The sequence below is a fragment of the Nocardia sp. NPDC059177 genome (assembly GCF_042755165.1).
In the GTDB taxonomy this organism is placed as follows: Bacteria; Actinomycetota; Actinomycetes; order Mycobacteriales; family Mycobacteriaceae; genus Nocardia.
On sequence record NZ_JBHZBX010000019.1, the window covers coordinates 20,770 to 44,931 of the forward strand.

At 69.6% G+C, this 24,162-nt stretch carries 19 protein-coding genes; 10 read left to right on the forward strand and 9 right to left on the reverse strand.

Annotated features, from left to right (window positions below; all coding sequences use genetic code 11):
* The first annotated feature begins 69 nt into the window (after positions 1 to 69).
* On the forward strand, positions 70 to 648 hold the full coding sequence (locus tag ACFXK0_RS22195; RefSeq protein WP_379412539.1) for a TetR/AcrR family transcriptional regulator: 579 nt from the start codon (positions 70 to 72) through the stop codon (positions 646 to 648).
* Here ACFXK0_RS22195 and ACFXK0_RS22200 read toward each other — a convergent pair.
* A complete protein-coding gene (locus ACFXK0_RS22200; protein WP_379412540.1) occupies positions 584 to 886 on the reverse strand; it encodes a hypothetical protein in 303 nt (100 codons plus the stop codon). The two genes, ACFXK0_RS22195 and ACFXK0_RS22200, sit on opposite strands and share 65 nt — an antisense overlap.
* Positions 887 to 1,033: 147 nt before the next feature.
* Here ACFXK0_RS22200 and ACFXK0_RS22205 point away from each other — a divergent pair, with 147 nt between their 5' ends.
* The 3 genes from ACFXK0_RS22205 to ACFXK0_RS22215 all read left to right on the forward strand — a co-directional run bounded on the left by ACFXK0_RS22205 (position 1,034) and on the right by ACFXK0_RS22215 (position 4,398).
* The gene (locus ACFXK0_RS22205) at positions 1,034 to 1,969 is read left to right on the forward strand and encodes an NAD(P)H-dependent flavin oxidoreductase (RefSeq protein ID WP_379412541.1); all 936 of its coding nucleotides are present in this window, start codon (positions 1,034 to 1,036) and stop codon (positions 1,967 to 1,969) included.
* 70 nt (positions 1,970 to 2,039) lie between these two features.
* Complete coding sequence (locus ACFXK0_RS22210; RefSeq protein ID WP_379412542.1) at positions 2,040 to 2,594, forward strand: TetR/AcrR family transcriptional regulator; 555 nt, start codon at positions 2,040 to 2,042, stop codon at positions 2,592 to 2,594.
* Between the two features lie 73 nt (positions 2,595 to 2,667).
* Positions 2,668 to 4,398: an alpha/beta fold hydrolase gene (locus tag ACFXK0_RS22215; RefSeq protein ID WP_379412543.1), complete on the forward strand. Its 1,731-nt coding sequence runs from the start codon at positions 2,668 to 2,670 to the stop codon at positions 4,396 to 4,398.
* Positions 4,399 to 4,413: 15 nt separating this feature from the next.
* On the opposite strand, the gene ACFXK0_RS22220 is transcribed toward ACFXK0_RS22215, so the two are convergent.
* Complete coding sequence (locus tag ACFXK0_RS22220; RefSeq protein WP_379412544.1) at positions 4,414 to 6,060, reverse strand: CocE/NonD family hydrolase; 1,647 nt, start codon at positions 6,058 to 6,060, stop codon at positions 4,414 to 4,416.
* Positions 6,061 to 6,342: 282 nt separating this feature from the next.
* On the opposite strand from ACFXK0_RS22220, the gene ACFXK0_RS22225 reads away from it, so the two are divergent.
* Positions 6,343 to 7,599 (forward strand): lipase family protein, encoded by a 1,257-nt coding sequence (locus ACFXK0_RS22225; RefSeq protein ID WP_379412545.1) that lies wholly within the window; start codon positions 6,343 to 6,345, stop codon positions 7,597 to 7,599.
* Between the two features lie 87 nt (positions 7,600 to 7,686).
* Here ACFXK0_RS22225 and glnA read toward each other — a convergent pair whose 3' ends face one another.
* Entirely contained in the window at positions 7,687 to 9,123 is a 1,437-nt protein-coding gene (gene glnA / locus ACFXK0_RS22230) for a type I glutamate--ammonia ligase (protein WP_379412546.1), read from the reverse strand.
* Positions 9,124 to 9,410: 287 nt separating this feature from the next.
* On the opposite strand from glnA, the gene ACFXK0_RS22235 reads away from it, so the two are divergent.
* Complete coding sequence (locus tag ACFXK0_RS22235) at positions 9,411 to 9,866, forward strand: RDD family protein (RefSeq protein ID WP_379412547.1); 456 nt, start codon at positions 9,411 to 9,413, stop codon at positions 9,864 to 9,866.
* 51 nt (positions 9,867 to 9,917) lie between these two features.
* Here ACFXK0_RS22235 and ACFXK0_RS22240 read toward each other — a convergent pair whose 3' ends face one another.
* Positions 9,918 to 10,661, reverse strand: coding sequence for a DUF4191 domain-containing protein (locus ACFXK0_RS22240; RefSeq protein WP_379412548.1), 744 nt, complete (start codon positions 10,659 to 10,661; stop codon positions 9,918 to 9,920).
* A 120-nt stretch (positions 10,662 to 10,781) separates the two neighbouring features.
* On the opposite strand from ACFXK0_RS22240, the gene ACFXK0_RS22245 reads away from it, so the two are divergent.
* Positions 10,782 to 12,203, forward strand: coding sequence for a M20/M25/M40 family metallo-hydrolase (locus ACFXK0_RS22245; protein ID WP_379412549.1), 1,422 nt, complete (start codon positions 10,782 to 10,784; stop codon positions 12,201 to 12,203).
* On the forward strand, positions 12,200 to 13,033 hold the full coding sequence (locus ACFXK0_RS22250) for an alpha/beta hydrolase (RefSeq protein ID WP_379412550.1): 834 nt from the start codon (positions 12,200 to 12,202) through the stop codon (positions 13,031 to 13,033). Before ACFXK0_RS22245 ends, ACFXK0_RS22250 begins: the two co-directional genes overlap by 4 nt.
* On the opposite strand, the gene ACFXK0_RS22255 is transcribed toward ACFXK0_RS22250, so the two are convergent.
* Positions 13,030 to 13,734, reverse strand: coding sequence for a TetR/AcrR family transcriptional regulator (locus ACFXK0_RS22255; RefSeq protein ID WP_379412551.1), 705 nt, complete (start codon positions 13,732 to 13,734; stop codon positions 13,030 to 13,032). The genes ACFXK0_RS22250 and ACFXK0_RS22255 overlap by 4 nt on opposite strands.
* 100 nt (positions 13,735 to 13,834) lie before the next feature.
* On the opposite strand from ACFXK0_RS22255, the gene ACFXK0_RS22260 reads away from it, so the two are divergent.
* Together ACFXK0_RS22260 and ACFXK0_RS22265 are read left to right on the forward strand one after the other, a co-directional pair.
* Complete coding sequence (locus tag ACFXK0_RS22260) at positions 13,835 to 17,395, forward strand: ABC transporter ATP-binding protein (protein ID WP_379412552.1); 3,561 nt, start codon at positions 13,835 to 13,837, stop codon at positions 17,393 to 17,395.
* Positions 17,396 to 17,462: 67 nt separating this feature from the next.
* On the forward strand, positions 17,463 to 17,927 hold the full coding sequence (locus tag ACFXK0_RS22265; protein ID WP_379412553.1) for a 6,7-dimethyl-8-ribityllumazine synthase: 465 nt from the start codon (positions 17,463 to 17,465) through the stop codon (positions 17,925 to 17,927).
* On the opposite strand, the gene ACFXK0_RS22270 is transcribed toward ACFXK0_RS22265, so the two are convergent.
* The 4 genes from ACFXK0_RS22270 to ACFXK0_RS22285 all read right to left on the reverse strand — a co-directional run bounded on the left by ACFXK0_RS22270 (position 17,924) and on the right by ACFXK0_RS22285 (position 24,105).
* On the reverse strand, positions 17,924 to 19,369 hold the full coding sequence (locus ACFXK0_RS22270) for a metallopeptidase (RefSeq protein WP_379412554.1): 1,446 nt from the start codon (positions 19,367 to 19,369) through the stop codon (positions 17,924 to 17,926). The genes ACFXK0_RS22265 and ACFXK0_RS22270 overlap by 4 nt on opposite strands.
* Before the next feature lie 76 nt (positions 19,370 to 19,445).
* Positions 19,446 to 20,396: an endonuclease/exonuclease/phosphatase family protein gene (locus ACFXK0_RS22275; protein WP_379412555.1), complete on the reverse strand. Its 951-nt coding sequence runs from the start codon at positions 20,394 to 20,396 to the stop codon at positions 19,446 to 19,448.
* 67 nt (positions 20,397 to 20,463) lie between these two features.
* Entirely contained in the window at positions 20,464 to 22,977 is a 2,514-nt protein-coding gene (locus ACFXK0_RS22280) for a DUF262 domain-containing protein (RefSeq protein WP_379412556.1), read from the reverse strand.
* Positions 22,978 to 23,091: 114 nt separating this feature from the next.
* On the reverse strand, positions 23,092 to 24,105 hold the full coding sequence (locus ACFXK0_RS22285) for a hypothetical protein (RefSeq protein WP_379412557.1): 1,014 nt from the start codon (positions 24,103 to 24,105) through the stop codon (positions 23,092 to 23,094).
* Between the last annotated feature and the right edge of the window lie 57 nt (positions 24,106 to 24,162).

Consider the following 24,162-nt stretch of genomic DNA (forward strand, 5'->3'; position numbering starts at 1 on the left):
ACCAGGAGCAAGTTCGCCGGTATCGTCCGTTTCCGGACAGTTCCGCCGAATCCGTCCGGGAAGGAGCGCATGGCCGAGCACGCCGATCGCCGCGTCCGCCGCACCAGGGACACCCTGCACAAGGCACTGATCGAGCTGATGATCGAACGTGGCTACGACAAGGTGAGTGTCAGCGACATCATCGCCCGCGCCGACGTGGGCCGATCCACCTTCTACGCGCACTACCGCGACAAGGACGACCTGCTGCTGGTCAGCTGCACCGAGTATCTGCGCCGCGAGATCACCCGCGCCGCCGTCCCCGGTTCGGTGCTCGCGCCGCTACGGGTGATGTTCCATCTCGCCGCGCACTATCCCGGGGTCTACCAGCCGCTGGTCGGGCCGAAGGCGAGTGCGACCGTGCTGCGTTCCTATCGGCGCAGTTGCGCCGAGCTCATCGGTGAGATCGTCGGCGAGCAGCCCGCGGGCACGATCGCGTTCCTGTCGTGGGGCATGGTCGGCTTGCTGGCCGAGATGATCGATCCCGCGGAACCGCTGTCACCCGGGCAGGCCTGGCAGCGGTTCGAAACGCTCGCGCTGCCCGCGCTCAGTCGCAGCGAACACGCAGGTCCGGCCACGGCGGACGACGCAGCACCGCCAGCGCGGCAATGACGCCGGTGAGCAGGCCGATCCATTCGCCGAGCTGGGCGATGCGATTCGAGTCGACCGCGGGTGTCCAGTGCGCGCGGCCCTCGTGGATGACGAACACGCCGACCGGGCGCGGCTGACGCAGGTATCCCCCACCGCGCGCGACGGTGATCACGACGGAGCCGTCGGCGGTGTCCACGGGTTCGCCGAAGACCGCGGGCGGTTCGGCGATCATCTGGTCGAGACGGTCCCTGATCGTCATCGCGTTCCCGTCGGGTCGTGGCGGTGGTGCCGTCGAAGATACGCGGTCGGCGGCGTGGTCGTCGAGAGCCGGGGCGTGGCCGCCGCCCCGCCGGCTGGATCGGCTGCCATGATGGACGCGGCACTGTCCCGGGAGAAAGGCGCACCGATGCCCGAGCTGGAACTGTCGACGACCTGGTCTCGCTCGATGGGATTGCGCGTGCCGGTGGTGAATGCCCCGATGGGCGGCGCGGCGGGGGGCCGGCTGGCGGCCGCGGTGTCGGCGGCCGGTGGGCTCGGCATGATCGGGATGGGCAGCGCGGGTTCGGTCGAGGCGTTGCAGCGTGAACTGGCGCTCGCCGAGGGTTCGGTCGACGGGATCGGCTTGGTCGAGTGGGTGCGGCACCGCGAATCCGGGCTGCTCGACGCCGCGATCGCCGCGCGGCCGCGGATCATCTCGGTCAGCTTCGGGAGCGATTTCTCCTGGGTACCGCAGGTGCAGGCGGCGGGTATTCGCGCCGTCACCCAGGTCTATGACGCGCCCGGTGCGCACCGGGCGCAGGACGCCGGCGTCGACATCCTGGTGGCGCGGGGCAACGAGGGCGGCGGTCACGGCGCCGACCGGATGGCGCTGATGCCGCTGCTCGATGCCGTGCTCGAGATCGCGACCGTGCCGGTGCTGGCCGCGGGCGGTATCGGCTCGGGCCGCTCCCTGGCGGCGGTGCTCGCGGCGGGCGCGGCGGGCGCGTGGCTGGGTACCTGCCTGGCCGCCGCCGAGGAATCGCTGCTGCCCGAACCGGCCCGGCTGGCCATGCTCGCCGCCGACTCCACCGGCACGGTCCTCACCACCGCGTTCGACGAGGCACTCGATCTGCCGTGGCCGCCGATCTATCCGGCGCGGGTGCTGCGCAACGAGTTCACCGATCCGTGGCTCGACGACGACAAGCGCCCGTCCACGGAGAGTCTGCGCGCCGCCATCGCCGCCGACGATCCGCGGCTGGCGCCGGTCGACGCGGGGCAGGGCGTCGGATTGGTCACCCATATCGAGCCGGCGGCGGCCATCATCGACCGGCTGTGCGCCACCGCCGCCGAACTCCTCGCCTGAACTCACACGCCGGCGGTCCGCTCGCAGCGTGCGGGTTGCATAAATATGTAGACCGGTCTAGTTTAGGCCTATGGGCGCGAAGGGCACGGAAACCCGCTGCAAGCTGATCAAGGCGACGCGATCACTGATCGAGTCGCACGGCTACTTCGGCACCGGACTGAATCAGATCGTGCAGACCAGCGGCGCGCCACGCGGATCGCTGTACTTCCACTTCCCCGGCGGCAAGGACGAACTGGTGGCGGCGGCACTGCGCGAGAGCGGAACCGATATCGCGGCGATCATCCGCACCACCGAGGCGACCGACGCGCGGGACCTCGCGCGCAAGATCGTGACACTGCTGGGCGATCAGCTCGAGACCTCGGACTGGCAGGTCGGATGCCCGGTGGCCGCCGTCGCATTGGATACCGCATCCACCAATGACACTGTGCAACAAGCCTGTTCGGCCACCTACCGGCTCTGGGAAGAGGCACTGCGGGAGCGGCTGACCGGATTCGGGCATCCCGAACCGGAGCGGGTCGCCACGGTAGCGCTGGCGCTGGTCGAAGGCGGGCTGGTGCTCGCGCGGGCGCACCGGTCGCGCGAGCCGCTGCGCCGCCTCACCGACACCATCGACACCCTGGTCTGAGCTCGTAGCGCTCCGACCGGGCCGTTCCCATCGGCTCACAATATGTAAATCGGTCTACTGAAAGTAGGGCATCATGGTTCACACCGACTCGATCGTTTTCGGCGCGGCCGGCTTCCTCGGCCGGTCACTGGTGGCCGAACTGCTGCGCGGCGGGCACACCGTCGCCGCCGCGCTGCGTGCCGGGAGCCAGGACCGGCTGCGGAACTGGCTGGCGGACCAGGATATCGACACCGGTGCCCTGCGGATCGTCACCACCGATATCGCCGAACCGGATCTGGCGCTGGGCGACACGGTCGAGGGCGTGCGCGATGTGTACAACGCGGCGGCGGTGATGAAGTTCGGGCTCGATGCCGAGACCGCTCGCCGGGTCAATCTCGACGGCGCGGTCCATGTGCTGGAATGGGCTGCGCGGCAACCGGATCTGCGACGGGTCGTGCACATCACCGGCTACCGTGCCGCGGTGAACGGGCCGCGTGACTACCGGGCGGGCGCGTACGAGGCGTCCAAGGTCGAGGCCGATGGTGTGCTGCGGGCGCTGGCCGCCGAACGCGGCGTTCCGTTGACCTTCGCGAATCCCTCCGGAGTGCTGGGGCCGGGCCAATATTTCGGTTTGTCCGACTTCGTCGACACGCTGTGGCAGGGCAAGTTGCCCGCGCTGCCGGGGACGGCCGACACCTTCATCCCGGTGGTCGATCTGGGCTATGTGGCACGGTTCATCGCCGGGTTGCCGACCCTGCCGGGGACCGCCGGGAAGTCCTATCCCCTGCTCGACGCGACGACTCCTGTTCTGCCCGAACTGATTCGGATCGTCGCCGAGCACCTGCGGGTGGCGGCGCCGCGCTTCACCCTGCCTGCTTCGGTGGTGCGCCGGTTGCCGCGCGCGCTGACCCACGCCGATCCCGAGGCGCTGGCCTTCATCAGCAGCGATCGCTACGACACGACCGAGGCCGAGGCGGTCGCGCGGCAGCTCGGCGTCGAGCACCCGCCGGTCGCGGATCTGCTGCGGACCTACGCCGACGGTGTCGTGGCCAGCCGCAACGGCAGCGTCACGCCGGCCCCGAACTCCGGTTTCCGGCGGGGGACCTGGCTGTCGGGCGACCGGACCGATCCTGAATACGTGCTGCTGCACGGCATTCCGGTCGACAGTGAGTCATGGGCGGAGGTGGCACACGAGCTGGACGCGCCGACATTGGCCGCCGATCTGCCGGGACTCGGCCGGTCGGCGGCATCGGACTCCTCGCTCGGCGACTGGGTCGAGGAGTTGCTGACCCCGGTACGGACGCGGCCGGTGCTGGTCGGGCATTCGTATGGCTGCTGGGCCGCGGTCGAATTCGCGTTGCGGCATCCCGATCGGGTATCCAGGCTGGTACTGATCTCGCCGGCGTTCCTGCAGCCGCCCGCCGCGCGGTGGACCGGGTCGCCGCTGGTCGCCGAGGTGGTGCGGCGGATGCGGGTGGCGAAACTCGCTGCGCGGCTGGGTCTTCCGGTCGGCCCGGGGGTGGAGTCGGCGGTGGCGAATCTGCGTCGGCCGGGGGTGGCGCGGCGGACGTTCGCCGCGCTGCGAGCGGCGGGTGCGTCACGAGCCGAGCTCGCCGAGAAACTCGCGCGGGTCAGTGTTCCGGTCGAGATCGTGGTCGGTGCGGATGATCCGCTGGTCGAATCCACCGGCCATCCGGTGATCACCATCGACGGCGCCGGGCACTATCCGCAGCTGACACATCCGGAGCGGGTGGCGCAGGTGTTGCGCAGCGAAACACGTTCCGGGGCAGCGTCTTCGGTGGTGGCCCGCACCCCGGCTCACTGACCGAATCAGTGAGGTTTACTGCTCCTCGACCACGATTCGGTGGGCCGGGTCGGTGAGCAGGTCCGGCGGGAGGTCGACTGTTTCCACCGTTCGCCAGCGCTCGTGCCAGGTCGGGACGCCGCCGGGGAGGTTCTTCTCGCGGGGTGTGGTGAGCAGTGGGAGGTCGAGGCGGGCGGCGGTGACGGTGACAGTCGCATTGGCCGGTGTGTGTGACCAGACGTTGTCTACGACATCGGTGATGCGGACGCCGAGGCGGTGGCCGGTGTCGAGGCGGGCGTCCTGCCAGAGCAGGCGGACGGTGGTGTCGGGGCGGACCGGGGCGATACCGCGGGTGATGACGGTGGCGCGGCCGCCGGGGGCGATGTCGTAGAGCTCGAGGGCGACCGTCGCCTGCGGCGGGCCCGACAGGGTGAGGGCGGCGGTGGCGCGGCCGGCCAAGTGGAGGGGCGCGGGGAGCGGGTCGGTGATCGACCAGATCTCGCGGTCGGGGCCGGGGAGCAGGCCGCGATCGGTGTAGGTGCCGGTGCGCAATGCGACCGGGACGGGGTGGGAATCGGCAGGGGGCCAGACGGATTCGCCACGCCAGCCGCCGTCGAACTGACCGACGGTGACGGGCGGACCGGGGACCTCGATATCGGCGCCGGCCACATGCCGGTCCAGGAAGGCGTACAGCTCGTCGGCGAAATGCGGTGTGCCGCACTTGGACCGGCAGTCCGAGTGGCCCCACTGCCCGAACCAGGCACGGTGTTCGCCCGGTCCACGCGCCTGCCAGGCCTCGATGACGCGGTCGGCCCGGGTGTTGGAGTCGAGGAAGCTCTGGCCGAGGAACAGCGGAGTCGTGTTGCCGCGCAGGGCATCCACCATGTCGCGGGCGCGCCAGCCGGGGTTGTCGCCGTTGTGGTCGGTGGTGAGGGCGAGGTAGCTGTTCGCGCAGTCGGGGGTCATCTGCACGGCATTGGCCTGATATTCCGGGGAGTCGTCCCAGCGGCCCGGGGTGGCGGCGATCGCCAGGTGTTCCGGGCCTGCGGTGTCGGCGGGACGGATACCGTCCTCGGTCAACGGTTTTCCGCCGAACTTCCACGAGATGCCCTGCATGTACAGGTAGGAGAACGGGTCCACCACCGGCTCGAACGCGGCCACCGCGGCCAGCCCCTTCGGCTTCGCGGCCAGGGCCATCATGCCGGTCCAGCCCTCGTAGGAGGTGCCGACCACGCCGACGCGCCCGGTCGACCACGGGCGGCTGGCCGCCCACTCGACCGCGGCGGCGACATCCGCGCGCTCCCCCGGACCACCGAAGTCCGGGCACCCATTCGACCCGCCGAACCCACGCAGGTCGACGATCACATAGGTGTAGCCGGACCGCAGCGCCCATTCCACCGGCAGATTGTCCGTCGACGGACCGCCTTCGGGCCGGGGCTGCGACAGATACGCCAGATGCGCCCGATAGGGACTCGCGGTCAACAACACCGGCGTCTTCTCCTCGGGCCCCACCCCCGGCGGCCGCAGGACATCCACATGCAGGCGAGTCCCGTCGGGCGCGGTCAGATACTCCTGCGTCCACGTGAACGCCACATTCACCGGCTCGGCCGACGCAGGCGCCGCCATCCCCAACACCAACGCCACACCGGCCGCAATCCGCGCCACCACCAGACCCCATCGCACCCCTGGACTATGTCGTGCCCCCACCCCGGAGTCCAGCCCCCACAACCCTGGGCGCGCCGCCCTGCCCGCCGCGTCGTCAGACCATCGGTGGCGTGGTCGTGTCCGGACAGCCCGGTCTCGATCAGCAGGACTTGCGCGATCTTGTTGCCGGATCAGGTATTCAGCACGATCGGGCGAGGTAGCCTCACTGCCTTCAGGGGGACTCGCAGGCAGCGATCCCCTGGGAGGGAAGTCCGAATGACAGACAGTGGCGTATCTGCTTGTGATGCAGCACATTCAGTGGTGAAACGTGGTCGGCTGCGCTCGGCGATGATCGCGATGTCGGCCGTGTTGTGCTTGACCGGTGGTCCCATGGCGGTCGGCAGTGCGGATCCGCTGACCACCCCGCAGCACGACCCGTTCTACACCCCGCCGTCGGGCTGGGAGTCGCAGGCGCCGGGCACCATCCTGAATTCGCGGCCCGTCGAGGTGGCCTCGCTGACGCCGCAGGCGCAGAACGCCGACGCCTGGCAATTGCTGTATCGGACGACCGATACCGACGGCAGGCCCATGGCGACCGTGACGACCGTGCTGCGCCCACGCACCGGGCAGGTCAAAGGTTTGATCAGCTACCAGCCTGCCACCGATGCCTCGGCCCCCCAGTGCGCGCCCTCCTACGTGCTGCGGCAAGGTGCGCCGGACAAGTACGACTCCTCGCTGGATCTCATTCAGATCGAGCAGATGCTGTCGACCGGGCACGCGATTTCCGTCCCCGACTGGGAGGGGCCGAAGGGGACGCTGGTCGCCCCGAGACAGCCGGGGTACCTCGTGCTCGACGGGATACGCGCCGCCGAGCGTTTCGCGCCGCTCGGCCTGTCCGGCACCGATACTCCGGTGGCCGCGGCGGGCTACTCCGGCGGGTCGATCGGGACCAGCTGGGCCGCGCAGGTACAGCCGGACTACGCTCCCGAACTCCGGCTGACCGGTGCTGCCCTGGGTGGTTGGACAGCGCCCCTGGCCAGCTACCTGGAGACGCTGAACTCCGGTCTGTTCTCCGGTTTCCTGCCGTCGATGCTGCCGGGCATGATGCGCGCCGATCCCCGCCTGGCGGCGGCTTTCGACACGTATCTGACGCCCGCCGGGCGCGCCCTGATCGCGGCCGGTGACAGCAAATGCGTGACGCAGAACGTGTCCCAGCACGCGTTCCTGAACCTGGACGACTACCTGACGATCCCCTTCACGCAACTGATCGAGCAGGTCAAGGCGTCCTTCGACGGCCTGGACTTCGGCCCGACGGTGCCGAGCGCACCGCTGCTGGTCTACAACGCCGTGCACGACGAGATCATCGACATCACCAAGACCGATCAGGCGGTGGCCCAGTGGTGCGCGTCCGGGGCGCCGATCACCCAGGTCCGCGACGGCCTGAGCGAGCACGTCAGCCTCGCGATCAGCGCGACGCCCGCGGTCCTGGACTGGATCGATGACCGCCTGGCCGGCCGGCCCACGCCGGCCGGTTGCACGACACACACGGTGCAGTCCATGTCGCCCGGCGGCTTCTAGCACCGGCAGGGCAACGCGAATCGCCCGCCCACGGAATCCGTGGACGGGCGATTCAGGCACTGCTACCGACGAATCGGCTGCTGCGACTTACACGTCGTAGTACAGCTCGAACTCGTAGGGGTGCGGGCGCAGGTTGACCGGGGCGATCTCGCTTTCGCGCTTGATCTGGATCCAGGTCTCGATCAGGTCCTCGGTGAAGACGTTGCCTTCGGTGAGGTAGTCGTGATCCTGCTCGAGGCGGTCGATGACCGTCGCGAGGCTGGTGGGGGCCTGCGGGATGTTCTTGGCCTCCTCGGGCGGCAGCTCGTAGAGGTCCTTGTCGACCGGAGCCAGCGGCTCGATCTTGTTCTTGATGCCGTCCAGGCCGGCCATCATCATGGCGGCGAAGGCCAGGTACGGGTTGCCCGAGGAGTCCGGCGCGCGGAACTCGATGCGCTTGGCCTTCGGGTTGTTGCCGGTGACCGGGATGCGGACCGCGGCGGAGCGGTTGCGCTGCGAGTACACCAGGTTGATGGGGGCCTCGTAGCCCGGCACCAGACGGTGGTAGGAGTTGACGGTCGGGTTGGTGAACGCCAGCAGCGACGGGGCGTGGTGCAGGATGCCGCCGATGTAGTGACGCGCCAGGTCCGACAGGCCGCCGTAGCCGGCCTCGTCGTGGAACAGCGGCTTGCCGTCCTTCCACAGCGACTGGTGCACGTGCATGCCCGAGCCGTTGTCACCGAAGAGGGGCTTCGGCATGAAGGTGACAGACTTGCCTTCCTGCCACGCGGTGTTCTTCACGATGTACTTGAACAGCTGCAGGTCGTCCGCAGCGCCGAGCAGCGTGCCGAACTTGTAGTTGATCTCGGCCTGACCGGCGGTGCCGACCTCGTGGTGGCCGCGCTCGAGCTCGAAGCCCGCGTTCTGCAGGTTGGTCGAGATCTTGTCGCGCAGGTCGACGTAGTGGTCGTACGGGGCGACGGGGAAGTAACCGCCCTTGTTGCGGACCTTGTAGCCCAGGTTGCGGCTGCCGTCCGGGTTGAACTCGTTGCCGGTGTTCCACGAGCCCGAGACCGACTCGATCTCGTAGAACGAGCCGTTCATGCCCGAGCCGTAGCGGATGCCGTCGAAGATGTAGAACTCGGCCTCGGCACCGAAGAACGCGGTGTCGGCGATACCGGTCGAACGCAGGTACTCCTCCGCCTTGCGCGCGATGTTGCGCGGGTCGCGGGAGTAGGCCTCACGGGTGAACGGGTCGTGCACGAAGAAGTTCAGGTTCAGGGTCTTCGCGGCACGGAACGGGTCGATCCGGGCGGTGCTGAAGTCGGGGAGCAGGAGCATGTCCGACTCGTCGATCGACTGGAAGCCACGCACCGAGGAGCCGTCGAACGCCAGACCCTCTTCCGCCAGGTCGGCGGTGAACGCCTTGGCCGGGATCGAGAAGTGCTGCTGAACGCCGGGAAGGTCCGAGAAGCGGATATCGACGTATTCGATGTCCTCTTCCTTGATGTACTGGATGACCTCTTCGGCCGTGCTGAACGTCACTTGTTCTCCTTACGGATCGGTTCCCAGCCAGTCACGATACTGACCATGTCGAGCGACCTGCGAGCAGTCGCTACGAGGGGTTCGTCGCCAGCTGACGCTATGGACGCGGTGTTTCCCTACAGTCAAGGCTGTGTTTCGCCAGTGTTACGCGTGCCGGCGGCAGGGGTGATATCTGCCATCCCGGTGCGACATGCATGGTAATCCTGCCATCCGCCGATCGGTGCGACCACGTGACCTCCACCAACGCCGTCGTGGGCGGTCGATAGCGCGCCTCTATCCTGGAGGGCATGGCGCGCATCACCGGCACATGGCTCTCCGGCAACCCCACCGAACCCGGCGACGAGGAAACCTCCGGTTACCCCGGGGAGCTCTACGGGCTGCCGCGCGAGGGCGCCGGCTCGCTGGCCGCCACCTGGCGCCGGGTCGTCGCGCTGTTCATCGACTGGTTCATCGCGGTCGGCGTGGCCGCGGTGATCACCCGCAGCTTCGCCTCCTCCTCGGTGCCGCTGCTGGTGTGGTTCGTGGTCGGCGTCGCCGCGGTGACACTGTTCGGGTTCACCCCCGGCCAGTACTTCATGCGACTGCGGGTGCTGCGGATCGATGCCCCCGTGGCGGTCGGGTTCGTGCGCGCGCTGGCCAGGCAGGTGCTGCTGGTGTTCGTGATCCCCGCGCTGTTCACCGACGCCGACGGCCGCGGCATGCACGACCGCGCCACCGGGACGGCCCTGGTCAACGCCCGCTGAGACGACTCGAGCCCGGTACCTGGACAGGTACCGGGCTCGTCGCGGGTCAGCTCAGCGGCGACGGATCGCGCGCTGCATGCCCTTCATCTTGGCGCCGGGGGGCATCGGGCCCTTCGGCATCGCGGGGCCGCTGCGCGAACTGAGGGCCGCGAGCCTGCCCTCGATCTGATCCATCCGCTTGACGTCGATATTGCGGGGCAGCTTGGTGAGGAACTTCTGCAGATCCTTGAGCGGGGTCTGGCCTTCGTCGTTGCCGACGACGACCTCGTAGATGGGGGTGTCACCGATCAGTCGGGCGGTGCGCTTCTTCTCCTGCGCGATGAGCGACTTGACCCGCTGCGGGGAGCCCTCGGCGACGAAGATCACGCCGGGCAGACCGATCACCCGGTGCACGGCATCGAGCTGGGTCGTCGCGGCGACGCCGTTGGCGACGCGCCACTTGCCCTGCAGGTTCTCCAGCACCCACGCCGCGGCGCCGGCCTGGCCCTCGGCCTTGCGGTAGACGTTCTTCTGCACCCGGCGCCCGAAGATGATGAACGCCAGCAGCACACCGAGCAGCAGACCCAGCGGCAGCAGGAACCACTGCAGATCGAAGATCAGACCGATCAGGAAGAAGACCACCGTGGTGGCGACGAGTGCGCCGATCATCAGCGGCAGCAGCGCCTTGTCTTCCTTGCGCTGCATATTGAACGCCTGCCACAACTGCTGACGTCGTTCGCGTGATGCCTGCTTACGGGCCGCTTTAGCCGCGGCCTTGGCTTCCTTCGACGGCTTGCCGCCCTTGCCTCCTGCCATGGTGTCAGCTTAGATGGCCCCCGACCGGCCGGTCGGACCGCATGACGCCTGCGCCACGATCGCGGCGATTCGGACGTCTTTTCGCGGCGCGGCGGCCCCCGACCGGCCAGAATGAACCGGATGCGCCCGATCACCCAGAATCCGGTCCACGCCCCTGTCACCGACGGCGTCGACGACGCCACCGCCGAACGGCTCGCCGCCGCACTGCGCTGTGTGACGGTGTCGCGCGAGGATCCGGCGCAGACCGCCGACGCGGAGTTCGCGGCGCTGGCCGCGCACCTCGAGTCGTCGTTCCCGCTGGTGCACGCCCAGCTGACACTGACCTGTTTCGGCCGCAGCAGGCTCTACCGCTGGGACGGCGCCGACACCGGGCGGGTCTCGGCGATCCTGCTGGCCCACCAGGACGTGGTCCCGGTCGACGATGTGCAGCGCTGGACCCATCCACCCTTCGGTGGCGTCGTCGACGACGAGTTCATCTGGGGTCGCGGCGCGATCGACGACAAGAGCCGGGTGCTGGCCGTGCTGGAAGCGGTCGAGGGCGCGCTGGCCGCGGGGATCCGGCCACGGCACACCGTCTACCTGGCCTTCGGACACGACGAGGAGGTGTTCGGGGACGGCGGCGCGGTGCGGATGGCCGAGCATCTGCGGGCCGAGGGGGTGCACGCCGAGCTGCTGCTCGACGAGGGCGGGGTGATCACCGACGGCGTCGCCGACGGGGTCGACCGGCCGGTGGCCAGCATCATGCTCGGCGAGAAGGGCTACGCGACCGTGCGGTTGTCGGTCACCGAGACCGGCGGGCATTCCTCGATGCCGGGGCGCCAGACCGCGGTGGGCCGGCTCGCCCGCGCGGTCGCCCGGGTGCAGGACAATCCGATGCCGCTGCGGCTGACGCCGGTGATCACCGACATGCTCGCCCGGATGCGGGTGGCGCTGCCCGAACGCCGCCGCAAGCTGCTCGAACTGACCGGCACCCGTGGCCTGGCGACGCTGACCGGACCGCTGCTCACCCGGATCCTGGCCGCGGGCCCGACCACCGAGGCACTGGTCCGCACGACCACGGCGCCCACGGTGATCAGCGGCGGTGTGAAGGCCAATGTGCTGCCGCAGAGTGCCGAGGCGCTGGTGAATTTCCGGATCCTGCCCGGTGATTCGGTGGCGGCGGTGCTGGCGCACTGCCGGCGGGTCATCCGGGATCTCGGCGTGGCGATCGACCTGGTCGGACCCGCCTCGGAACCGTCGCGGGTGACCGGTCCCGGCCCGGCCTACGAGCTGATCGCGGAACTGGCGACCGGGATCGTGCCCGGCATCGTCACCACGACCGGGATCGTGCCGGGCGCCACCGATTCCCGGCACTACGACGGTCTGGCACGCACCCGCTGCAACTTCGCGCCGATCGTGCTCACCGCGGCCGACCTGGCGCGGATCCACGGAACCGACGAGCGGATCTCGCGGCTCAACTACGCTCGGCTGATCGAGTTCAACCGGCGCCTGATCGAGCGGCTCGCCGCCCCGGCGCCCGACCACACAGGAGAGCGGCGATGACGACCGACACCGGCGAGTTCGCGGGCAACGGAGGCCGGATCGCCTGGCGCGCATGGCAACCCGAGTCGGCGCCGCGCGCTGTCGTGGCGCTGGTGCACGGTGTCGCCGAGCACTCCGGCCGCTACGAGCACGTCGGCTCGACGCTGGCGGCGGCGGGCTTCGCGGTCTACGCGCTCGACCATGTGGGCCACGGGCTCTCGGCAGGTCGCTCGGCCAATATCGGGTCGATGCAGGGCGCGGCCGACAATGTCACGTCGCTGCTCGAGCTCGCGAGCGCCGCCCATCCCGGCATCCCGCGTTTCCTGCTCGGGCACTCGATGGGCAGCCTGGTGGTCCTGCACCTGGCCACCCGCGGCCCGGTCGCCGTGGACGGCATCGTGGTGTCGGCACCACCCCTGGACATCCCGCTGGGCAATCCGGTGCAGCGCCTGGCCGCTCCCCTGCTGACCCGGATCGCCCCGAATATCGGTGTGCTGACCCTGGATTCGTCGGCGATCAGCCGCGATCCGGAGGTGGTGCGCGCCTACGACGACGACCCGCTGGTCTTCCGCGGCAAGCTGCCCGCGCGCACGGCGGTGGAGATCCTGCAGCACACCGCGCTGGTGAAACAGCGCCTGGACGCGCTCACCGCTCCCCTGCTGGTGCTGCACGGCACCGCCGACGTGATCGCGGCGCCGTCGAGCGCCGATGTCCTCGAACAGGGCGCGGGCTCGACCGATCTGACGGTGCTGCGCTATCCGGGACTGTTCCACGAGGTCTTCAACGAGCCCGAGCGCGACGAGGTCCTCGGCGACGTCACGAACTGGCTGACCGCCCACGCCGCGGGCTAACGCCGCCGTAGCTGGTCGATCGTGCGGATCGCCCGCTCGACCAGCGCCTCGAACAGCTCGTCGGCGGTGCCTGCGGGCGCCTCGGCGATCCGGCGTGACAACGGCGCCTCGACCTCGGGGTGTGCAGCCAGCCACGGGCTCGGCACCGGATGAAACATCGCTTGCCGCATCCGCGCGTCGGTGCGGTCGTAGCGGTAGTCCACCAGCAGCGCAAATCCGAACACTTCGACCAGGAAGAATCCCCGCACGGCCACCGCGTCCTCGATCGAGAGCCCGAGGTCGACGAGGAAGGCCAGGAACCGCTCCGGCTGGATGACCCGTGCGATCGGAACCTCGCTCGGGGTGACTGTCTCGTCCAGGGAGATCAGCGTGGCACGTGGCATCGCGCGGTAGGCCGCGCGCGCCTCCTGATAGACCCGGCGGATGCTGCCGCGCCAGTCCGCAGTGTCGAAGGCGTGCAGCGGCAGCAGGTCCATCATCCGCGCGGCGGCCAGGTCGACCACTTCCTGCCGGTCGGCGACCACGTTGTAGAGCGCGCGCACCGTCACCCCGATCTCAGTGGCGAGTCTGCGCATCGTCAATTGCGGAAATCCCTCGTCGCCCGCGATATCGAGCGCGACCCGGGCGATCAGCTCCTTGGTGAGCGGCTCGTGCGCGCCGTCGCGCGGGGGCCTGCCGCGTCTGCGCCGCTCGGTGGTCATGCCACAACACGCTACCCACCCACCGGCGACGCTCCATAAAATTACACACACTGTTGATTTAATGACCGAGTGAGCTTAGCCTCGCCTTATGACCTCCCCGATGAGCCTTCGCACTGTCATCACCCGCCGCCGGCTCGGCCTCGCCGCGGCCGCCCTGCTCGCGGTCCTCGCGGCCGTGCTGGCCCTGGCGCCCTACGTGGCGGTCTACCTGGTGGCGGTGGAGTTGTTCACCGAAGGCGGTGACCCGGACCGGATTCCGGCCATCGCGCTGTGGACGGCCATCGCGATCGCGGCGCGCGCGGCACTGTCGGGCATGTCCTCGCACACCGCGCACGTCGCGGCCTATCGGGTGCTGGCGGATCTGCGGCTCGCGCTCGCCGAGAAACTGCGCGTCATCCCGCTGGGCCGGGTACAGGCCCGCTCGACCGGCGAGCTGAAGAAGCTGCTGCACGACGATGTGGAACAGCTGGAAGAGGCACTCGCCCACGGTGTTCCGGATCTGGCGGCCGCGATCGCGGTGCCCGTCGCCACCACCGTGCTGTTCTTCGTCCTGGACTGGCGGCTCGCGCTCGTCGCCGTCGCCGCGCTGGTGATCCTGGTGGCGATCTCGGGCGCGGGGATGGCGCTGGCGCAGAAATCCGATGTCGCGCTGGCCGGCCACCTGACCACACTGAACTCCGCGGTGCTCGGATATCTCAACGGCCTCACCGTGATTCGCGGGTTCCTGCGCCCGGACTCCGGCTACGACCAAGCCCGCACGGCCGTGCTCGACGGCTTCGAGCATCAGCGAAGAGCGCAGGCGGGGCCGACCTCGTGGGTGGTCTCGGTCATGCTGGCCGGCACCGGCTTCGCCGTCGCGGCCATGCTGCCGGTGGCCGGGATCGGCGCCGTGCACGGCTGGGTTTCGATCCCGACGCTGATCCTGATGCTGCTGCTGTGCCTGGGCTACCTGTCACCACTGATCGGACTGGTCGGCGTGCTGGCGACGTTGCTGATCCGCGTCCAGTTCGCCGCGGGCGCGATCACCGAGATGCTCGACGAACCCGCCCTGCCCGAACCGGCAGAGCCGGTGCTGCCCCGGAGCTTCGATGTGCGGCTGCGGGCGGTGCGATTCGCCTACGCCGAGACCGAGGCGCTGTCGGGGATCGATCTCGCCGTGCCGGCCGGATCGTCGCTCGCCCTGGTCGGGCCGACCGGAGCGGGCAAGTCGACCATCGCGCGGTTGATCGCGCGGTTGTGGGATCCGGAGTCGGGCAGTGTCGAGATCGGCGGGGTCGACCTGCGCGCGATCGGGTCCGCAGCGCTCGCCCGGCTGGTCGCCTACGTCCAGCAGGACGAGTACATCTTCGCCGCCACCCTCACCGAGAACATCCGCATCGCCCGCCCCGGCGCCACCGATGCCGAGGTGATCGCCGCGGGCGAAGCGGCCCAGCTGGCGGACGTGGCCGCGGAGCTCGGTGGCTGGGACGCGGAGTTGCCACCGGGCGGCGGCAGGCTCTCCGGCGGTCAGCGGCAACGGATCTCGATCGCCCGGGCGTTGCTGAAGAACGCACCGATCGTCATCCTCGACGAGGCGACCGCCGCGCTGGACGCCGAGACCGAACGACGTACCCTGGCCGCCATCGAGCACGTGACCGCGGGCCGCACCGTGATCGCCATCGCTCACCGCCTCGACACCGTGCGCGACAGCGACCGGATCGCCGTCGTCGACGGGGGCGCGATCACCGCGATCGGTACCCACGACGAACTCACCCGCGACAGCGTCACCTATCGCACACTGTGGGCCGCCTACACCGCGGCCACCGGGTGGCGCCTCGACCCGGTCGCCGGCTCCGCGCACGCCACCATCCCGGCCCCACCACCGCCCGCTGACATCGACGACTGGACCCGCGCGGCCCGCGCGGTGGTCACCACGGGTGTCGCCACGATGACCTTCGGCAAGCAGTGGCGCGCGCTGTACGGCCGCAGCTGGCGAGAGTTGGTGCGGCACGGCTTGATTCGAATACTCCTCGAATCGCTGGTGCGCGGCGTCCCGTTGGCCGCGGTGTTCCTCGTCGTCGACCGGGCGCTCGACGGCGCGCTGAGCACGACCTTCCTCTGGCAGGTGGGCGCCCTGGTGGTGGCCGGGATGCTCGCGCGGGTGGTGCTGTCACGGTGGGCCAACCTGTTCGTCTGGGGGCTGGCCGACCGGGCCAAGGCCGACCTGATGCTCTCGATCATCGAGCGGTTGCGCCGGGTACCGATGGGCTTCCTCGGCCGGGTCGACCGCGGCCGGCTCGCCACGGTGATCACCGGTGACACCGCGATGCTCGACTTCCAGAACGTGCCGGGACAGGTGGCCGCGGCGTGCGTACAGCCGGTGTACGCGGCGGTGATCCTGTCCGTGATCGACTGGCGACTGGCGCTGGCCGCGCTGATCGGCATCCCGATCTTCCTCGCGGTGACGGTCTGGAGCGACCGGATCTACCACCGGGTGTTCGCCGATGTGCATCGGGTCCGAGCGGACGCGTCCACCGTGCTGCTCGAACAGGCCTCGGGCGCGGCGGTGTTGCGCGGGGCCGCGGATTCGGCGGTGGCGCACCGCTATCGCGCGGTGGTCGAGCAGTTGCGCGCCGCCAGTGTGGCGATGTCGGTGCGGGCGACACCGGCGACCGCGCTGGGCAGCATCGCGGTCGAGAGCGGGCTGGTGGTGCTGATCGTGGCCGGGGCCGCGCTCTACCGGGGTGCCGAGGTGAGCGGGTCGACCCTGCTGCTGTTCCTGTTCCTCGCGCTGGCGCTCTACCAGCCGATCCAGGAACTCAACGCGCTCGCGGGCTATCGCCGCAATCAGGAACAGATCGCGGCCCGGATCGCCGAGGTGTGGGACGAACCGGTGCTCGGTGAACCGGACCGCCCGGCGACCCCGGCGGACGCGACGCTGCGCTTCGACGACGTCGGCTTCGGCTACGGCGATGAACGGGTGCTCGACGGGGTGTCGTTCGAGGCACGACCGGGGACGGTCACCGCGCTGGTCGGGCGGTCGGGGGCGGGCAAGTCGACGATCGCCGCGCTGGCCGCACGACTGTGGGATGTCGACCACGGCGCGATCCTGCTCGGCGGGCAGCCGCTCCCCGCGGTGGGCAGCGACGGGGTGATGGCCGCGGTGACCACGGTCCATCAGGAGGTCTACCTGTTCCCCGACACCGTCCGCGCCAATATCGCCCTCGGCAGGCCGCGGGCGAGCGACGACGAGATCTGGGCGGCACTGGCCGCCGCCCAGGTCGACGACGTGGTTTCGGCGCTGCCCGACGGCCTGGACACCGTGCTCGGCGAGGGCGGCTCGACGCTGTCGGGTGGACAGCGCCAGCGACTCTCGATCGCGCGGGCACTGCTGAAGGACTCCCCGGTGCTGATCCTCGACGAGGCCGTCTCGGCCGTCGATCCCGACACCGAGGCCCGCATCCAGGCGGCCCTGCAGACCCTGGCGGCGGGGCGCACGGTACTGGTCATCGCGCACCGGCTCGACACCGTGCGGCACGTCGACCAGATCGTGGTCCTCGACAGTGGCCGTGTCGAGGCGACCGGAACGCACGAGGAGTTGCTCGCGACCAGCCCCACCTACCGGCGGTTGCTCGGTGAGTCGGTGACGAGCGGGGACACCGACCCGGTCCCCGCTCGCTGACCGGGCGGGCCGGGGACGGGGCGCATCCGCCGTGTCCCCGGTCGGTCGCCGCGAATAGACTCCCCGCATGGGAACCACGTCTACCGGTGCCGTCGCCTTCATCCGTGCCAGCTGGCACAGCAATATCGTCAGCAAGGCGCACGAGGGCTTCCTCGCCGAGTACACCGGGCTCGGGAACGCGGCCTCGGTCGTCGAGAGCTTCGATGTGCCGGGCGCGTTCGAGATCCCGCTGCACGCGCAGCGGCTGGCCCGCACCGGGCGTTATGACGCGATCGTGGCCGCCGCGCTGGTCGTCGACGGCGGCATCTACCGGCACGACTTCGTCGCCTCCGCGGTGATCGACGGGCTGATGCGGGTGCAGCTCGACACCGATGTGCCGGTGTTCTCGGTGGTGCTCACCCCGCATCACTTCCACGAGCACAGCGAGCACGTCGACTACTACACGAACCATTTCGTGACGAAGGGAGCCGAGGCCGCCCGCGCGGTGGCGAACACCCTCAGCTCCCTGCAGTCACTGCCCGCGGCGCGCTAGAACTTCGTCAGGCAGGCCTGTTCGCCGTCGAGGACGCCGGTGCGGAACGCTTCCAGGCGCTGATAGCCGCTCGCCACCACCTCGCCGTTGACATCGGCGGCGGCCAGGCCGTCGGCGAGCAGGCCGGAGACGGCTTCGTCGAGATCGCCCGCCGACAGTCGCGGATCACTGCTCGGCTCACTGAGTTTCGTGGTCAACGCGCCGGACAGGCACGCCGTGCGCAGACCCGCGGTGGCCGCGCCGGTCAGCGACAGCCCGCGATCCTGCTGCACCGCGAGGGCGTAGCGGGACACGAACACCACCGCCGCGTCGTAGTCACCGGTCACCACCGCCGAGAGCGCCTTCTGCTTCGCCTCGGAGTTCTCGCCCGCGCGCTCGGCCATCGCGGCCAGATCGGTGCCGATGGTGTTGCTGCCGGGGCAGTAGGACACCGGCTCGGTGGTGGTGGTCGAGGCGCAATCGCGGGTGACGCCGGCGTAGTCGAACGTCGGCGCCTTGCTCACCGGCATGGACTTGCCCAGCTGGGTGGCGAGGGTGCTCAGGTTCTCCTTGTTCACCGGCAGCTGCTCGTCGCGTTCACCGTCCTCGAAGGTGACCGGCAGGCCCGCGCGGCGCTGTTCGATCTCGTCCTCGTCGATGTTCTTGCAGGACACGGCGCCCTCGGTGTACCCCATCTGCACCGCGGTGACCCGCTCGAAGGCCGAACCGTGCACGGCGTCGGGATCGTTGGGGTCGCTGTCGCGCACCGCCACGGTCGCGCCGAGCACGCCGTTGAGGCCGTCGGTGGTGTTGAGGGTGAAGTGCTTGGAGTTGCCCTCGGCGACATGGCGCAGGAACACCCCGGCCAGGCAGTCGGCCTGCTGTTCCTTGACCAGCGCGTCCATGGTGAACCCGCGCAGCAGATCCGCCTGGGCCTGGATGGCGTGACCGTACTCGTGGGCCAGCACCATCACCACCGACATCTTGTCGAACCGGTCGATCAGCAGCGGCAGCAGCACCGAGCGATCCCAGCCGATGGTGTGGTTGAGCGGGCAGTAGGCGGCGTTGACCAGCTGATAAGTACTGCTGAAGCAGAAGCTGGCCGCCTCGGACTCCGGTGCCTTGGCCGACCAGGAGATGTATTTCGAGGCGGGGTCGAAATCGCCGGGGAAGGTTTTGGGGTACTCGGTCTGCCAGTACTCCTCGATATCGGCGATGGCGTTGAGCGCCAGCGTGTCGACGGCGCCGCCGTCGCCGTTCTCGGCCTTCTTGTCGGTGTCGGGCACCCCGGAACGCGGGCCGCTCGGCCCGTCCGCCGTGGCCGCACCCGCCACCTCCCACGGATTGTCGATGGCCGGTACGGCCTTGTCACTGGCGTCGGTGTTCGCCGAGCAGCCGGTCGTGAGTACGCCGACGCTCACCAGTGCCGCTGCCACGGCACCGGCGAAGCGATGCTTGATCATGCGCTGATTCCTCCCCGGGAAAGACGCGGACACCGAGCGGTCCGCGGTCGAGCGCTCACATGGTAGTCGACCCGGTTCAGGCGTCCAGGCGGAGCGTGGCCAGCACGGCGCGATGATCGGAGCCGGGAATGGTGAGTGTGCCGACCTTTTCGGCCACGCCACCGGCGACGAGGATGTGGTCGATGCCGATGACCGGTCCCCAGCGGCGATCGGTAGGCCAGGTGAGCAGCACCCCGTCACCGGTGTGGTCGGTCGCGGCGGCGAAGGGGCCGTCGAGCAGTGCCCGATAGGCCGAATGATCCTGTGTCGCATTGAAGTCCGCACCGACGATGGCGGGAGTGCTGCTCGCCGCGAGGATCTCGTCGACCCGGCGCAACTCGGATGTCCAGGCACCGAAGTCGATGTTCGGCGGGATCGGATGGAAGGCGAACACCGAGATCGGGCCGCGCTGTGGATGCTGCATGGTCGCCGAGATATTGCTCATGATGAAACCGTCGTACTTCACGGTGTCGTGCAACGGGTACCGGCTGTAGATGCCGGTCCCGCCGCCGCCCGCGCGGGCCGGTTCCAGGTAGACATACGGCAGCCGCTCTTCCAGGCCCGCCGCCCGCAGGCGCACGATCGCGTCATCGGTCAGTTCCTCCACGGTGAGCACATCGACATCGTTGTCGCGCACCACGGCGGTCACCGCGGCCGGATCGGCCTGCCCGAACAGCAGATTCGACTGCAGCACAACCAGTTCCGGTCCGTCGGCGGCTCGGCTGTCCGGGATGTAGGGCGGGACGACCGTCCACAGCACCCCGGCGAGCACCACCCCGGCCACCCCCGCGCTACGCCAGCCACGGGCCGCGAGCAGCAGGACCCCGCCGACCACGGCGCCCAGCATCAGCCAGCTCGCCCCCGAGGCCAGCAGGACGAGCGTCTTGCGCTGCCAGTTCCCGGCGTGCAGGACCAGCCCCGCCACCGCCGCGACCAGTGCGCCCCACCCCAGGACGAGCAGAGCCCGGTCCATCCATACACGCATCATGCCGCCAGCCTAGGGGCACGCGGTCAGCGCCTCGTGTGACGGTTCTGAGGATTCTCTGAGGCGCGGGTCAGAGCGGCATACCCGCTTCGATCCAGTTGTAGGCCTGGATCTTGCGGGAGTTGGGGTCGTTGACGACCTGGTTGATCAGGTCGTTGATCTGGTCGGTGGACAGCGGGTACCCGTAGTGTTCGGCCGCGCCCGCCGACGCCCACAGCGAGGCGAACAGGCCGGGGCCGCCGAGCAGATGGGTCAGGGTGGTGGCGACCTCGTCGACGGTCGCGATGACGCCGTGCACCAGCGCGATGGCGATGTCCTCGTCACCGGGTAGCGCGCCGGGGGCCAGCGCCCCGGACTCGACGACGCGCTGCGCCAGCCAGGTGCCGGGGATCAGCGGGTTCGGGCCGACGGCGTCGCCGAGGTAGTAGCGCCATTCGCCCGGATTGCCCTGGTCGAAGGCGTGGATGTAGAAGGTGCGGGTCAGCGCCCACAGGGCGATGTAGCGCAGGGCGAGCTGCTCGGGGCCCAGCGGTGCCTCGGCGCTGTCGGCGCGGTCCTTCTCCAGCAGGTTCCAGGCGAAACGGAACCAGACCTGCTCGGAATTGCCGACCCAGGTGGCGGGCAGCCGCTCGGCCAGCGCGGCGACATCGGCGGCGGGGCCGTCGAAACCGAGGTCACCGGAGGCCTCCACGCGCAGGTTGTCGACATAGCCGCGCAGAGCGTCGACGGAGGTGAACACCGCGTAGCCCAGCTGGGCCAGCCGGGTCAGGTCGGCATTGGCCGGCTCGAACACCAGCACCACCGGCATCCCGACACCCGGCTGCAGGCCCTCGGGCCAGAACGCCTCGGCGACCGCGAGTTCCCGGCCGGTGATCGGGTCGGCGACCTCGCTGTCGAGCAGCGGGAAGCCGAAACCGTCGGCCACCAGGTCGTCGACGAGCGCGTTGACCTGGTCGACCGCCGGATCACCGACGGTCGCCCCGGCGACGCCGACATTCACCAGATTCGGGCGGTGCAGGGTGCCGGTGCGCAGCTGTTCGAGGAACGCGTCGGCCGCCGCGGACAGCAGCAGGCGGCGCGCGCGCAGGAACTCGCGATAGTTCTCCACCCGCCACAGTGCCGGGTCGGCCGGAATCCACTGCGAGGCGAGCACACCCGGATTGCGGCGTTCCACCTCGGCGAGATAGTCGGCGGGATCGCGTTCGCCGAGCGCCGTTTCCGAATCCGGGCTCAGGAAGCAGAAGTTGGCGATGGCGTTGATCTCGTTGCGTTCGTAGCCCGCGTCGCGCAGCATCGTCTTCGGGAACAGGTAGTGCACCTGCACCGGCGTGCGCTCGCCGAACTGCGCGATCCCCAGCTCGGAGCCGGAACCGAGATCGCGCGAACCGTCCACGCGGGTCAGCAGATACAGCAGCGGATAGAACCGGGAGCCACGGGTGGCGCCGGAGAAATCGTCGGCGCACAGGTCGAGCGAGCCGCCGCGCAGGCGTTCCAGCGAGCCGATGAGGCCGTTGATGCCGCCGCGTTCGAGGGTCTCGTAGTCCTGCTGCAGGAAGGTCTCGGTGGAGCCGCTGAAGCGACCCCAGAGTGCCTGGTGCACATACCAGTACAGCACCCGGTCGCGGTGCAGGTCGTCGTCGAAACGGCCGCCGTTGAGAAACAGCAGCCGGGTGATCACCGGAATGGCGTAGCGGCCCATCAGGACCCGGTCGTGGTCGAGACCGAGCCGGCCTGCGACCGTGTCGAGGAAGGTGTCGACCTGGACGGCGGTATCGCTGAGCGCCTGCTCGAATTCGGCGGGGGCCAGGTCGCCGAGCGCGTCGAAGTGCGCGCGGCCGTTGCCGACCGCGATGACATTGCGCAGCAGCCAGTCCAGGGTGAAGGTGTAGCCGTCCTTGTCCCAGCGGATCAGGTGGTCGCGCAGGTTGCCGCGGGCCTGCGGCCACTGCGCGCACAGGGTGGCCAGCGCCAAGTCGCCCTTGGAGAGTTTGGTGCCGCCGGAGTTGACCCGGTTGAAGATGTCGACGACCTCGTCGACGGTGCGATCCGAACCGGTGATGGTCTCGACATTGAACTCGCGGTGGGTGATCTCGCGGAGTTTGTTCAGCCGGTCGAGGTAGACCGCGAGGGTCTCCGGCGATTCCTCGGTGAAACGGGACAGATAATGCATCGGCCCCTGGGCGAACAGCTCGGTGATGTCGATCCAGGCCGGGCTGGTGTCGCGACCCGGCACCTGGAACTCGAAAACCTCACGCTCGACATCGAAATGGAGCCCGGTGAACGCGATCGCGTCGCCCTCGAAGAACGACGGCGCCCGCCCGCGCAGGATGCCGTAGAGGGTGGTGATGCGCTGCTGGCCGTCGAGCAGCAGCTGCCGCAGGCCCGACCCGCCGGCGGTGCCGCGCACCGCGATCTCCTCCGACCCCGTCTCCCACACCAGCAGCCCACCGACCGGGTAGCCGAGGTACAGCGACCGCATGAGCCCGCGCACCTGATCCCGGTTCCACACGTATCCACGCTGGAATTCCGGCAGGAGCACCGCGCCGGAGTCGATCTGGTCGAGCAGGTTGGACAGACGTGTCACGGCAGCCTTTCGATCGCGATCCGGTGACGGCGCAGCGTCTCATCGTTGCACGGATCGTACCGACATACACCGACACTCCAGCGCCCGAACGGAACTGAACGACGGCGCCCGCGGCTACGCCGTGCCGGCGACCGCCGCGCGGAAGGCCGCCGAGGCGTAGAACGGGGCCAGCCTGCGGCGCAGGACGGTGTCCAGATAGCCGCGCTCGTCCAGCTTTTCGAGGACCGACGGGCCGAACCGCAGCGCCTCCTCGATCAGATCCTCGCGCGAAATGCCCAGTTCGGCGAGCAGTTCGGTGAGGGGGGTGTCGCCGTATTTGTCGAAGACGTGGTCGATGCCCTCGTCGAGCAGGGCGTGGAAGTAGGTGGTGTCGCGGAAGGTACGCCAGAATTCGAAGGTGAGCACGACGGCGTCCTCGACATCGTCGGCGGAGACGAGATCTCGGAAGGAACCGACGGCGTCGCCGGTGTGTTTGCGCCAGGTCGCGCGGGCGGTGCCGAGCAGCGCCTCGTCGGCGTCGTCGCTGTTGCCGCGCAGCACGAATCGCGCGCCGGTGCGGGTCAGCCGGCCGACGCCGTGCTCGATGGCGGGCAGCGCGGGCTCGGCCAGCCGGGACAGCGCCCCGCGCAGGGTCTGCGCCAGACCGCCGCCTGCCTGCTTGCCGTCGTCGACCGCGCTGACCACCGCGCGCTGCACCGCCTCGACACAGGCGTCGACGGTGACCGGGCTGTTGAGCACCAGGCGCACCAGCCGGTGGGTGACGTCCATCTCGGCCACCGCGTCGACCAGTTCGTCGAACCGGTGCGGATCGACCACGTCGCCGACGTCGAGCTCGTCGTTGACGCGATGGTTGTAGAGCCGGGCGGCGATCTCCCCGACGAGTTCGGGTATCGCGCCCTCCACCGGGATCTGCACGGCGTACTTGTGCGCGACCGCCTTGATCTGCTCGCGGGTGACCGCCTCGGCCAGGGTCAGTTCCTCGGCCTCGTCGAGCAGGCCGTCGACCTCCTCCTCGACCAGCTCGAAGAAGCCCTCGCGCCGCAGCAGCTGATCCTTGGTGAACGCCACGTGCGCGTCGAGCACCCGCATGGCCAGCTCGAAATCCCCATGGCCCTGGTTCGCACCCATGCGCCCAGGTTCGCACACCCGGCGCCGGGGTGTGCCGGGGGCGCGCGCAATCCCCGC